Annotated in this window: 6 protein-coding genes; 3 read left to right on the top strand and 3 right to left on the bottom strand. The window is 69.6% G+C overall.

Annotation, left to right across the window (positions count from 1 at the left end):
* Positions 1 to 247: 247 nt before the first annotated feature.
* The 3 genes from HOY81_RS06500 to HOY81_RS06510 all read right to left on the bottom strand — a co-directional run bounded on the left by HOY81_RS06500 (position 248) and on the right by HOY81_RS06510 (position 6,618).
* On the bottom strand, positions 248 to 4,450 hold the full coding sequence (locus tag HOY81_RS06500) for a serine protease (protein WP_237319168.1): 4,203 nt from the start codon (positions 4,448 to 4,450) through the stop codon (positions 248 to 250).
* Positions 4,451 to 4,474: 24 nt separating this feature from the next.
* Complete coding sequence (locus tag HOY81_RS06505; protein WP_237319171.1) at positions 4,475 to 4,870, bottom strand: CU044_2847 family protein; 396 nt, start codon at positions 4,868 to 4,870, stop codon at positions 4,475 to 4,477.
* A 218-nt stretch (positions 4,871 to 5,088) separates the two neighbouring features.
* Positions 5,089 to 6,618: a UDP-N-acetylglucosamine 1-carboxyvinyltransferase gene (locus tag HOY81_RS06510; RefSeq protein ID WP_237319173.1), complete on the bottom strand. Its 1,530-nt coding sequence runs from the start codon at positions 6,616 to 6,618 to the stop codon at positions 5,089 to 5,091.
* 410 nt (positions 6,619 to 7,028) lie between these two features.
* Here HOY81_RS06510 and acnA point away from each other — a divergent pair, with 410 nt between their 5' ends.
* The 3 genes from acnA to HOY81_RS06525 all read left to right on the top strand — a co-directional run bounded on the left by acnA (position 7,029) and on the right by HOY81_RS06525 (position 12,594).
* A complete protein-coding gene (gene acnA / locus HOY81_RS06515) occupies positions 7,029 to 9,752 on the top strand; it encodes an aconitate hydratase AcnA (RefSeq protein WP_237319176.1) in 2,724 nt (907 codons plus the stop codon).
* Positions 9,753 to 10,076: 324 nt separating this feature from the next.
* Positions 10,077 to 11,498, top strand: coding sequence for an N-acetylglucosamine/diacetylchitobiose ABC transporter substrate-binding protein (gene ngcE / locus HOY81_RS06520; RefSeq protein WP_237319178.1), 1,422 nt, complete (start codon positions 10,077 to 10,079; stop codon positions 11,496 to 11,498).
* A gap of 49 nt (positions 11,499 to 11,547) precedes the next feature.
* Positions 11,548 to 12,594, top strand: a complete 1,047-nt coding sequence (locus HOY81_RS06525) for a carbohydrate ABC transporter permease (RefSeq protein ID WP_237319180.1) — start codon at positions 11,548 to 11,550, stop codon at positions 12,592 to 12,594.
* Positions 12,595 to 12,600: the final 6 nt, after the last annotated feature.

The raw sequence follows: 12,600 nt of genomic DNA on the forward strand, positions 1-12,600 counted from the left end.
GCGGGCCTGGTGAAATGCTAGCTGCGGGCACGGACGCCGTGGGCGCGATCGCCCAAGACGACGGTCGACGGCCAGCGGCTTGCCTCCCGGGGCCGTGCCTCGGCGCGCCCAGGTGTGGAGAACGGCACGGAAGGCGTGTGCGCCGACGAGGAGTCCAGCGTCGTCGGGACGGCGGAGCCGGACGGTACGGATGGAGGTCGTAGTCGCCGGCGAGCGGACCGGGGCCTGAGCAGGGAAGCAGTCCCGTTCAGCGGCACAGCGGTTGATCCGGAAAGGGTACGGGCAGAGCTGTCTGCTCGCGTCCGGTGAGCTCACGGCCGGCGGTGATGTCACACAGCGCGTCGGCCCATTCCTCGGGGCGCAGCCGCAGGGTCTCGAGCCTGGTGCGGCCGCCTGCGTCCCGGCCGTACAGAAGGGTCTTGTCGGCGACGTCGTAGAAGCCGTAGGGATCGTCGGTACGGAAGGTGGTGTCCGGGTCGTAGCCCCCCAGGGAATAGGACTCGGTGTACGTGCCCTCGCTGATGTCGTAGAGGCGGACGGTGTTCTGGGCGGCGAGGAAATAGTGGCCCTCGTCGTCCGAGAAGCCGCCGACATACGGCACCAGTTGATCGAAGGTGGACAGCGGGCCGATCCGGGGGGCGAGCGGGTCGGTGGTCCACAGTTCGAGGCTTCGGCTGGTGCGGACGACCACGAAGTGGTCTCCGCTGTCGTCGAAAGCGGCGGAGTTCGCGCCCTCACCGATGCGGTGACGGCGCACCATCCGGCCGGACGCCAGGTCGACGATGTGCACGTACGGGTCCTGCGGAGAGGTGATCGCGACGCGATCGTCCCCGGGGTGGGAGCCGAGGGTCAGCTTCTCGTCTCCGGCGTGGGGGACGATGCCGGAGAGGTCGAGACGGTCGACGAGCCGGCCGGTGCGGGCCTCCCATCGTGCGACCTCGGAGCCGATACGGGTGATCAGGCGGCGCGGTCCGTCGTAGCGGAACCGGACAGGCGGAGGATCATCCGGACCCTGTGACGCGGCCGCAGGCAGGTCGATCCGGCTCACAGGCCGTAGAGAGCGGCTGTCGCGGACGACGATCCGGCTCGCCGCCTCCCGCAGCGCGAAGGTCTGCAGGTCGGGGCTCACGGTGAGGCCGAGTGGCCCTTGCCACCCCGTGTCGGGTAAGTCGGCGCTCTTCAGCATCCGGTGATCCCCTGCCGGCCGGCGAAGCTGAACCGTCGAGCGCTCGCTGCCGATCATCACCATACGCGCGCCGCCGACGAGACGAGCCGCGACACCGTCGAGAAGTGCGGTCTCGGCGTCGACCGCGTACACGGCGTGCCCTCGGAATCTCAGCAGCGCGCTGTGGGAACGGGAGGTCACCAGTCGGAACGGCCGTCCCCGGTCGGGGCCGTAGCCGTAGGCGGTCGCAGTGACCCGGTCGTGGCCTACGTCCACGAGGAGCGAGGTCAGGCCGTCCACGGTGAAGCGTCCGCCGTCCCCGTCCGCGATGACCCGGGAGCAGCCGAAGGCGTCGGTGTCCCGAAAGCTGCCGTGGCGAGCGCCGTCGGCGACACGCAGACGCCGGTAGAGCGCTCCCTTCTCCCGCTCCTCACACGTCACGACGAACCGCCCGTCGCCGGAAGGGCTCACTTCCCGGACGCCGTCGACGAGCGTACGCACCTCCGCGGTGCCGATGTCGGCCACGGCGATGCGCCGGGACAGACCCCTGACGGCCACTGCGAGAAAGGTCTGGTCGTCCGGCCCGGCCCACACCATGGCGGTGCCCTCGCCCCTGCGCCGGACGGTGATGCGGTGCGGCTCGTCCGGCTGCGCCAGGTCCCACCACACGAGGCCGCCGTTCTGCACGACGGCGACCCGCGTGCCGTCCCGCGAGAAGGCTGCCGCGGCGGCGCCGCCGGCATCGTCGCCCATGTCGACGGCGTCGCGCAGCGGCAGGGTGTTGGCGAGGCCGACCGCGCCGTCGTCGTCCACGTCGAACCAGACCAGCACCTCCTGCGTCAGGTAACCCGCACGGCCTCCGTCCGGGGATACCAGGGGCACCATGGCGTCGGCCGGACCGTCCAGGAGAACAGTGTGGGGTGTGTCGCTCAGGGCGCCGGTGAAGAGCGTGACGCGCCCGCCGGCAGAGAGGACGGCGATCACGGATCCGTCCTGGGAACTCTGCGCCGTCGTGATCTCGCCCGGTGGGTTGGACAGGATGCGTTCGATTCCCCGGTGCGCGACGTAGTACCGCAGGAGCGCGTTGCGGGCCTGCCGGGTAGGAGACGTGCGGTAGGCGGCCACGGCGAGGGTCAGGGCCGCAGCGGGATCCTGTACCTCGGTGGCGGCAGCCGCCGCCGCCAGGGCCCGGGAGGCTGCTCCGGCACCCTGGCGGGCGGCCTCTTCGCGCTGCTGGACGAAGAGCGTGCCCAGCACGAGAGCCGCGGCCAGGACCAGGCTGAGCACAGTCCACGTGGTCCGGCGTCGTCGGCGGGTGGTCCGGAGGTGACGCCTGCCGTGCTCGAGGTACTCCTGTACGGTGGCGTCGACATCGTCGCGGCGGCCCTCGAGCCGGCGGTCCGCTTCGCTCAGCGTACGCCGACCGGGCAGCAGCTCGGCCGGGCGGCCGGCGGCACGCCAGCGCTCCGTGTCGTGACGCACGTCGCCGTACCAGGTGAGGAACGCCCGGTCCGCGTCCACCAGGTGCCGCAGCTTCTGCCAGCCGGTGATAAGGGCTTCGTGGGCCAGTTCGACAGTGTCCTGACGGCCCGAGACCCCTTGTCCGGTGACCAGCAACCGCGTGGTGGCCAACTGCTCCGCCAGTCGCCGCTGCCCGGATGTGAGGTCGGCGAGCAGCACGGTCCGGCGGGTCACCGGGTCGGTGGCGGTCGACGGAATACGGACGAGCATGCCCAGCAGCCGGTCGGCTTCCGGGACCCGTTCTGCCGGGACGTGGCGGTTCCACACAGCGTCGGCGTGTGTGCTCAGCGCACCCGCGACGCCACCGAGACCCTCGTACGCGACGTGGGTGAGCATGCCGCCCGACTGCTTCTGCCACAACAGATCCAGCGTGTGCGTCAGCAGCGGCAGCGCGCCGGGCACTCCTGCGGTGTCGGCGAGGATCCTCTCTGCGAGCCGGTCCTCGTAGCGGACACCGGGAACCCCCTCGACCGGGAGGGTGACAACCTGGCGCAACTGGTCACGGCTCATGGGCCGCAGCGGGTGCACGCACCGGTCGACCAGTGCGCCGAGGACGGGGTCGGCCAGGGCGTCGTCGAGGGCGTCGGTGCGCAGAGTGAGGAGGACACCGACGTGGCGGTCCAGTCCCGGCCTCGTCAGCGCCTCGGCCAGCGGAGCCAGCGTTGAGGAGGCGCCGAGCGCCTCCTCGCACTGGTCGAGGACGACGAGCAGCCGGTGTGCGTCCGGCCCGCGCAGTGCCTTGGTGAGGCAGCGTTCCAGTCCGTTTCGCTCGATGTCCGTATGCAGCCGGTCGACCGCGGCGTCACGACTCTCCTCGCCGAGCCGGGCGGCGTCCGGAGCGACGAGCGGAAGCAGTGCGGAAGCCAGGGACCACAGTGGCAGCGGCTCCCGAGCGGGCCGTAGCACGACTGCCACATGGCCGGAGGCGCGGAGCAGAGGAACGACGCCCGCCAAGGCCAGAGACGACTTGCCGCAACCCGAAGGCCCGGTGAGCGTGGTGACGTGCTCCGTGCGGACGCGCGCCACCAGCGCGTCCCGCTCCGCCTCACGGCCGACAAGAAGCGCCGAGTCCGCCTCCTGGAGCGGCTTCAGGCTGCGGAAAGGTGATTCCGGTTGCGCCCAGGAGCGAAGCGGCGGGTAGGCGTCGAGAAGCCGGGACGTCGGGATCAAGACGGCTGCGGGCGGGTCCCGCTGTTCCCCCCGCACCACCATCCCGACCACCCCGGTCAGCTCCTCGTCCCAGACGGCGGTGCCGCTGAAGCCGCGGGTGATCCGGTATCCGTGCGGAGCCGCCAGTTCGGCCTGGACACGTCCGCTCGACTGACGGGCGCGCAACACGCCCGAATGCCACACCCCGTCGTCCCGCGCCTGCGGAAACCCGAAGGCGCGGATGCGATGTCCCCACACGTCCCCGGCGTCGACCAGTCCCGCCCGGCCGGCGCTCTCCGGGAGCCCGGCCACGCGGAGTACGGCGATGTCCTCGGCCTCGTCGACATGGATGACATCGGCTCTGTGGCGACGCGGAGCCGCCGAAGACACCAAGGGCAGATCCACCTCGACGGCCTGGCCGCAGGGGCAGCCCGGCTCCCGGCCGCACTCGTCCGAATGCGCGGCGTCGGGCGTGCGCGACCCCTCCCCGTCCGGTAGCGCTGCGCCAACCACATGCGCACAGGTGAGAGCCGTGTCTCCGCCGACCAGAAAGCCCGCGCCCACCGGTCGGCCCGCACCTGTGCCGAAGATCCGCAGGATCGCCGACTCAAACATCCAACTGCCCCTGCCTGACAGCTTTCAGGAGCCGGCGGGCGACGTCGAGCCCGCTCCCCCTGCGGGACCGGATGCCTGCGGCGGCACGGTGTCCCCGCCTCTCCCGGAGGGGTGCCACGTCAGCGACACGGAGAAGTTCGCGGCGGCCGACGTACTGGTGATGACGGCATCCGCCTTCGCATCCAGAGAGATGCCGAACGAGACCGTGATTTCGTCCGGAGCCTGGGGAAGCCGGGAGAAGTTGTCCACGAACGAGGCGGCCACCGGTCGGACCGATTGCAGCATCTCCTGGAGCGAGCGGGCGCTGCGCGCCACCACCTGACCGGGCCGGGCGACGTCGACGAGTCCCTCGTCCACGTCCCGGACCTCGATCAGTAACCGGCCTGCTCCGTCTCCCGTCGGCACGTCGACCACGTACATGCAGCCTCCCCCCCCACTCGACTCAGCAGCCAGCCCAGTCTAGGTGTGACGGTCTGCCCGGCGCTGAGAATTGCACCGGCAGCCGGAGCCGGTGACCATCCGGACGATGCGGGCCTGCCCGGCGGGCGGCCGTGCCACAAGGTACGCGACTTCTGAGCGTGCGCCGGGCCCGCCGACACCCCTGCAACAGGGTCGGCAGACCCGGCGGCACCCGCCCGTCAGATGTCGCGGAAGGTCTCGATCTGGGCGCCGACCTCGTTGAGGCGCTCGGCGAGGTCCTCGTAGCCGCGGTTGATGACGTAGACGTTGCGCAGTACGGAGGTGCCCTCGGCGGCCAGCATGGCCAGCAGGACGACGACGGCGGGGCGCAGCGCGGGCGGGCACATCATCTCGGCGGCGCGCCAGCGGGTCGGGCCCTCGACCAGCACCCGGTGCGGGTCGAGGAGCTGGAGGCGGCCGCCGAGGCGGTTGAGGTCGGTGAGGTAGATGGCGCGGTTGTCGTAGACCCAGTCGTGGATGAGGGTCTTGCCCTGGGCGACGGCGGCGATGGCCGCGAAGAACGGCACGTTGTCGATGTTGAGCCCGGGGAAGGGCATCGGGTGGATCTTGTCGATGGGCGCCTCGAGCTTGGACGGACGGACCGTCAGGTCGATGAGCCGGGTGCGGCCGTTGTCCGCGGCGTACTCCGGGCTGCGGTCGGCGTCGAGGCCCATCTCCTCCAGCACGGCGAGCTCGATCTCCAGGAACTCGGCGGGCACCCGGCGCACCGTCAGCTCGGACTCGGTGACCACGGCGGCGGCCAGCAGGCTCATGGCCTCCACCGGGTCCTCGGAGGGGGAGTAGTCGACGTCCACGTCGATCTCCGCGCGGCCGTGCACGGTGAGCGTGGTGGTGCCGACGCCCTCCACCCGTACGCCGAGCTGCTCCAGGAAGAAGCAGAGGTCCTGGACCATGTAGTTGGAGGAGGCGTTGCGGATGACGGTGGTGCCGTCGTGGCGGGCGGCGGCGAGCAGGGCGTTCTCGGTGACGGTGTCGCCGCGTTCGGTCAGCACGATGGGGCGGTCGGGGGCGACGGAGCGGTCGACGACGGCGTGGTAGAGGCCCTCGGTGGCGGTGACGTCCAGTCCGAAGCGGCGCAGCGCGATCATGTGCGGCTGGACGGTGCGGGTGCCGAGGTCGCAGCCGCCGGCGTAGGGGATCTGGAAGGTGTCCAGGCGGTGCAGCAGCGGCCCCAGGAACATGATGATGCTGCGGGTGCGGCGGGCGGCCTCGGCGTCGATCGCGTCCATGTCGAGCTCGGCCGGGGGCACGATCTCCAGGTCCCCGCCGTCGTCGATCCAGCGGGTGCGGACGCCGATGGAGTGCAGCACCTCGAGGAGCCGGTAGACCTCCTCGATGCGGGCGACCCGGCGCAGCACGGTGCGGCCGGAGTTGAGGAGGGACGCGCAGAGCAGGGCCACGCAGGCGTTCTTGCTGGTCTTGACGGCGATACTGCCGGAGAGGCGCCGGCCGCCGACGACCCGGAGGTGCATCGGGCCGGAGTAGCCGAGGGAGACGATCTCGCTGTCCAGGGCCTCGGAGATTCTGGCGATCATCTCAAGGCTGATGTTCTGATTGCCGCGCTCGATGCGGTTCACGGCGCTCTGGCTGGTGCCCAGCGCCTCCGCCAGTTGGCTCTGCGTCCAGCCACGGTGCTGGCGGGCGTCGCGGATGAGCTGGCCGATGCGCCCAAGGTAGTCGTCCGTCATGCAGGCGACGATATCTCAGATGTGAGATAGGGGGCACCCGGAGGGCCGCCGAACGGGTGAGGGGTTTCGTGCGGGGTGTGGCTGCGCGGAGCGGTCGTGGCGGCGGCCGGGAACCACTCGCACGCCGCGGAGGTTGCCTCTTCGGGCATGGTGGTCCCGCCGGGCGGTTTCCGCCAGTCGGCGCGCGGGGCGCCCCGCGTGTCGGCCGGGTGCGTGGAGCGGCCGTGGCCTGGTACTCGCACCGGAGGGCGGGGCGGGGTCCGGGCATGACCCGCCCGCGGTCGTGTACTAGAGTTATCTCGACATCGAGATATCTGTCCAAAGGCGTACGGCGACCGCTCGGAGTAAGGCTTACCTAACCTAGCTGTCCCCCGGGTGGATCGCCAATCCGTGCATTGAAGGAGACTGTCGTGTCGGCGAACAGCTTCGACGCCCGCAGCACGCTGCAGGTGGGCGACGACTCGTACGAGATCTTCCGGCTGGACCGGGTCGAGGGCTCCGCCCGCCTGCCGTACAGCCTGAAGGTCCTGCTGGAGAACCTGCTCCGCACCGAGGACGGCGCGAACATCACCGCCGACCACATCAGGGCCCTGGGGAACTGGCAGGCCGACGCGCAGCCCAGCCAGGAGATCCAGTTCACCCCGGCCCGCGTGATCATGCAGGACTTCACCGGCGTGCCCTGCGTCGTGGACCTGGCCACCATGCGGGAGGCCGTCAAGGAGCTGGGCGGCGACCCGGCCCGGATCAACCCGCTGGCCCCGGCCGAGCTGGTCATCGACCACTCCGTGATCGCCGACAAGTTCGGCACCGCCAACGCCTTCGCGCAGAACGTGGAGCTGGAGTACGGGCGGAACCGCGAGCGCTACCAGTTCCTGCGCTGGGGCCAGACCGCCTTCGACGAGTTCAAGGTGGTGCCGCCCGGCACCGGCATCGTGCACCAGGTGAACATCGAGCACCTGGCCCGCACCGTGATGGTGCGGAACGGCCAGGCCTACCCCGACACCCTGGTCGGCACCGACTCGCACACCACCATGGTCAACGGCCTGGGCGTGCTGGGCTGGGGCGTGGGCGGCATCGAGGCCGAGGCCGCGATGCTGGGCCAGCCGGTCTCCATGCTGATCCCGCGGGTGGTCGGCTTCAAGCTCACCGGCGAGCTGCCCACCGGCACCACCGCCACCGACCTGGTGCTCACCATCACCGAGATGCTGCGCAACCACGGGGTCGTCGGGAAGTTCGTCGAGTTCTACGGCGACGGCGTCGGCTCCGTGCCGCTGGCCAACCGCGCCACCATCGGCAACATGTCGCCGGAGTTCGGCTCCACCGCCGCCATCTTCCCCGTCGACGGCGAGACGCTGAACTACCTCAAGCTCACCGGCCGGGACGAGAAGCAGCTCGCGCTGGTCGAGGCGTACGCCAAGGAGCAGGGGCTCTGGCACGACCCGTCGCGGGAGGCCGAGTACTCCGAGTACCTGGAGCTCGACCTGTCCACCGTGGTGCCGTCCATCGCCGGCCCGAAGCGCCCGCAGGACCGGATCGCGCTGGCCGACGCCAAGGAGAAGTTCGGCCAGGACGTCCGCGACTACGTCAGCGACGAGTCGGACCTGGACGAGGCGGGCAAGGAGTCCTTCCCGGCCTCCGACGCCCCTGCGGTCTCCAACGGCGTACCGGCCAAGCCGACCCTGGTCACCGCCGCGGACGGCAGCAGCTACGAGATCGACCACGGCGCCGTGGCCGTCGCCGCCATCACCTCCTGCACCAACACCTCCAACCCCTACGTCATGGTCGGCGCCGCGCTGGTCGCGAAGAAGGCCGTGGAGAAGGGGCTGACCCGCAAGCCCTGGGTGAAGACCACCCTGGCCCCCGGCTCCCAGGTCGTCATGGACTACTACGACCGGGCCGGCCTCACGCCCTACCTCGACAAGCTGGGCTTCAACCTCGTCGGTTACGGCTGCACCACCTGCATCGGCAACTCCGGCCCGCTGCCGGAGGAGGTCTCCACGGCGGTCAACGAGAACGACCTGGCCGTGACCTCGGTGCTCTCCGGCAACCGCAACTTCGAGGGCCGGATCAACCCCGACGTCAAGATGAACTACCTGGCCTCCCCGCCGCTGGTCGTGGCCTACGCCATCGCCGGCTCCATGAAGGTGGACATCACCAGCGAGCCGCTGGGCACCGACACCGAGGGCAAGCCGGTCTACCTCAAGGACATCTGGCCCTCCGAGCAGGAGGTCGAGGAGGTCGTCGCTGGCGCGATCGGCCAGGAGATGTTCACCAAGAGCTACTCCGACGTCTTCGCCGGCGACGCACAGTGGCAGGCGCTCCCCGTCCCCACCGGCAACACCTTCGAGTGGGACCCGGAGTCCACCTACGTGCGCAAGCCCCCGTACTTCGAGGGCATGTCCATGGACCCGGCCCCGGTCGAGGACATCGCCGGCGCCCGGGTGCTGGCCAAGCTGGGCGACTCGGTCACCACCGACCACATCTCCCCGGCGGGCGCCATCAAGGCCGACTCGCCGGCCGGGCAGTACCTGACCGAGCACGGCGTGCAGCGGCGCGACTTCAACAGCTACGGCTCCCGCCGCGGCAACCACGAGGTCATGATCCGCGGCACCTTCGCCAACATCCGGCTGCGGAACCAGCTCGCGCCGGGCACCGAGGGCGGCTTCACCCGGGACTTCACCCAGGACGGCCACCCGGTCACCACCATCTACGAGGCCTCGCAGCACTACCAGGCCCAGGGCACCCCGCTGGTGGTGCTGGCGGGCAAGGAGTACGGCTCCGGCTCGTCCCGCGACTGGGCCGCCAAGGGCACGGCGCTGCTCGGGGTCAAGGCGGTCATCGCCGAGTCCTACGAGCGCATCCACCGCTCGAACCTGATCGGCATGGGCGTGCTGCCGCTCCAGTTCCCGGCCGGCTCCTCGGCGCGGGAGCTGGGCCTGACCGGTGAGGAGACCTTCTCGATCACCGGTATCACCGGACTCAACGACGGCGGAATCCCGGAGACCGTCAAGGTCACCACGGACACCGGCAAGGAGTTCGACGCCAAGGTCCGTATCGACACGCCCGGCGAGGCGGACTACTACCGCAACGGCGGCATCATGCAGTACGTCCTGAGGTCTCTCATCAGGAAGTGAACCCGGACGGCTTCACCCCCTGAAGACGGCGCCGTATCCCCCCACGCGGGATACGGCGCCGTCCTGTGTCCGGGAGGTCTCAACTAGGGAAAGACTCGCCGGAAAACGTCTTCGATCTTGCCCCGCCGTGGAGAAGTGGACTATACCTGTCGGCACCTCGTACGGGCCCCTTGCGGACCGCGGGCCGCACGGTCCGTACGACCCCGTTCCACCAGCACGAACCCAGCTTCGAACCGACGCGCGGTGTCGGCCCCTTCGCCGGTGGCGAGTTCCTCCGGGAGAGCGGTGCACCGCCTGAGTCCTGGAGAAGGCGAGGACTTGAGCATGGGACCCACCTCCGATGTCAACCGCCGTGACGTCATCAAGCGGGCCGCGGCCCTGGGCCTGATCGCCGTGCCGTCCATGAGCGCACTCTCCGCGTGCGCCAGCGGCGGCAGCGACGACGACACCGAGAAGAAGTCCGGCAAGAAGACCGCGGACAACCCGCTGGGCGTGGACAAGAACGCCGGGCTGGACTTCGTCATCTTCGACGGCGGCTTCGGCACCCAGTACGGCGAGGACGCCGCCAAGATCTACGAGCAGAACTTCGGCAAGGTGAAGATCACCAAAACCGAGAAGATCCGCTCCCTGCTCCAGCCCCGCATGGTCGGCGGCACCCCGCCGGACCTGGTGGACAACTCCGGCGCCGAGGCCATGGACGCCGCCACCCTGATCTCCAAGGGGCAGATCCTCGACCTCACCCCGCTGCTGGACGCCCCGTCGGTCGACGACCCGGACACCAAGGTGCGGGACACCCTGCGCCCGGGCACGATCGAGATGGGCCAGTACGGCGACGAGAAGTGCTACCGGCTGAACTACGCCTACACCGTCTTCGGCACCTGGTACTCCAAGAAGCTGCTGGAGGACAACGACTGGGAGTACCCGAAGACCTGGGACGAGATGCTCGCCCTGTGCGCCAAGGCGAAGAAGAAGGGCATCGCCGGCTGGACGTACGCGGGGAAGTACCCCTATTACCTCCCCTTCACCCTCTACCCGTTCATCGGGAAGATCGGCGGCCCGGAGGTCATCAAGGCCATCGACAACCTGGAGCCCAACGCCTGGAAGCACGACGCCGTGAAGAAGGCGTTCGACGCCTATTACGAGCTCCAGGCCAAGGGCTACATCCTGAAGGGCACCCCCGGTCTGGACCACATCCAGTCGCAGACCGAGTGGACCAAGGGCAACGCGCTCTTCATCCCCAACGGCTCCTGGGTGGAGAACGAGGCCAAGGACACCACACCCAAGGACTTCCAGATGACCTGCGCCCCGCCCACCAGCCTGGACTCCTCGGACGCCATGCCGTTCGAGACCCTCTGGGCGCAGGCCGGCGAGCCGTTCATCGTGCCGGCCAAGGCCACCAACTCGGCCGGCGGCATGGAGTTCCTCCGGGTCATGCTCGGCAAGAAGTCCGCACAGAACTTCTCCCGGCTGGTCTCCTCGCTCGCCTGCGTCGAGGGCTCCGAGGAGGGCCTGGAGCTCACCAGCGGTCTGGGCTCCGCCAGCGCCTCGCTCAACGCCGCCGGGGACAACGTGCTGAACCCGCGGCTGCCGGACTGGTACCAGCAGCTCCACAAGGAGCAGATCGGCGACGTGCTGGCGAGCATGATGGCCGGGCGCACCAAGCCCGACGAGGCCATCAAGAAGATCCAGAAGTTCGCCGATGAGACCGCCAAGGACGACAACGTCAAGAAGTACAAGCACGCGTGACGCGGCGGCGGGACCGGCGGCGCGGGTACGAGCGATGGAGCGGGGCGGCATGAAGAGCGACAGCCCGACGGCGGGCGGCACGGCCACCACGGCGCGGCCGGCCGGGAAGGGCCCGGTCAGGGGCGGTACGGCGGGAGCCGGCGCGGGGGGCGGCGGCGGGTTCCGTACGTCCCGCCACTACCGCACCTTCGTCAAATACCGGTTCATCGCGGGATTCCTGGCGATCCCGCTGGGACTGTACGCGACCTTCGTGGTCTCGCCGTTCGTCCAGACGTTCTACTACTCGCTGACGGACTGGACGGGATACAGCAGCGACTTCTCCATGGTGGGCCTGGAGAACTTCGACCGATTGCTCGGTGACGACGTCTTCTGGGCGGCGCTCGGCAACAACATGGTCCTGCTGATCCTGCTCCCGCTGCTCACCCTGTCGCTGGGTCTCTTCTTCGCCTTCATGCTCAACGTCGGCGGCCGCCACCGGAAGGGCGAGGCGGTCGCCGGCGTGGGCGGATCGAAGGCCTACAAGATTCTCTACTTCTTTCCGCAGGCCCTCTCCATCGCCATCATCTCGGTGCTCTGGCAGAACATCTACGCACCCCGCAACGGGCTGCTGAACGGCATTCTCCCGGAGTCGCTGGAAAAGGCCTGGCTGGCAAATCCCGACTGGGCCCTGTGGGCCGTCATGATCGTGATGATGTGGGCCTTCGTCGGCTTCTACGTGGTGCTGTTCTCGGCCGCCATGGGAGCCATTCCCAAGGAGATCTACGAGAGCGCGATCCTGGACGGCGCGAACCGTTTCACGACCTTCTTCCGGATCACGCTGCCGCTGATCCGGGACACCGTGCAGACCGGCTGGGTCTACATGGGCATCCTGGCGCTCGGCAACGAGTCCTTCGCAGTGGTCAACATCATGACGCAGGGACCGGGCGGGCCGGAGAACTCCACCATGGTCATGGGCGTGCACCTCTACAACAAGGCGTTCCGGGACGGGCAGGCCGGTTACGCCACCGCCATCGGTGTGGCCCTCTGCCTCGTCACCATTCTCTTCGCGGTGATCGCGATGTCGATCGGCCGGCGCCGCGAGCCGATCGAGTACTGAGTCCAG

This window comes from Streptomyces sp. JJ36 (genome assembly GCF_021696945.1).
Taxonomy (GTDB): domain Bacteria; phylum Actinomycetota; class Actinomycetes; order Streptomycetales; family Streptomycetaceae; genus Streptomyces.

Excerpts from the sequence above, each read along its gene's own strand:
- HOY81_RS06500 (WP_237319168.1), bottom strand. The coding sequence starts at position 4,450 with ATGTTTGAGTCGGCGATCCTGCGGATCTTCGGCACAGGTGCGGGCCGA.
- HOY81_RS06505 (WP_237319171.1), bottom strand. The coding sequence starts at position 4,870 with ATGTACGTGGTCGACGTGCCGACGGGAGACGGAGCAGGCCGGTTACTG.
- HOY81_RS06510 (WP_237319173.1), bottom strand. The coding sequence starts at position 6,618 with ATGACGGACGACTACCTTGGGCGCATCGGCCAGCTCATCCGCGACGCC.
- ngcE (WP_237319178.1), top strand. The coding sequence starts at position 10,077 with ATGGGACCCACCTCCGATGTCAACCGCCGTGACGTCATCAAGCGGGCC.
- HOY81_RS06525 (WP_237319180.1), top strand. The coding sequence starts at position 11,548 with ATGAAGAGCGACAGCCCGACGGCGGGCGGCACGGCCACCACGGCGCGG.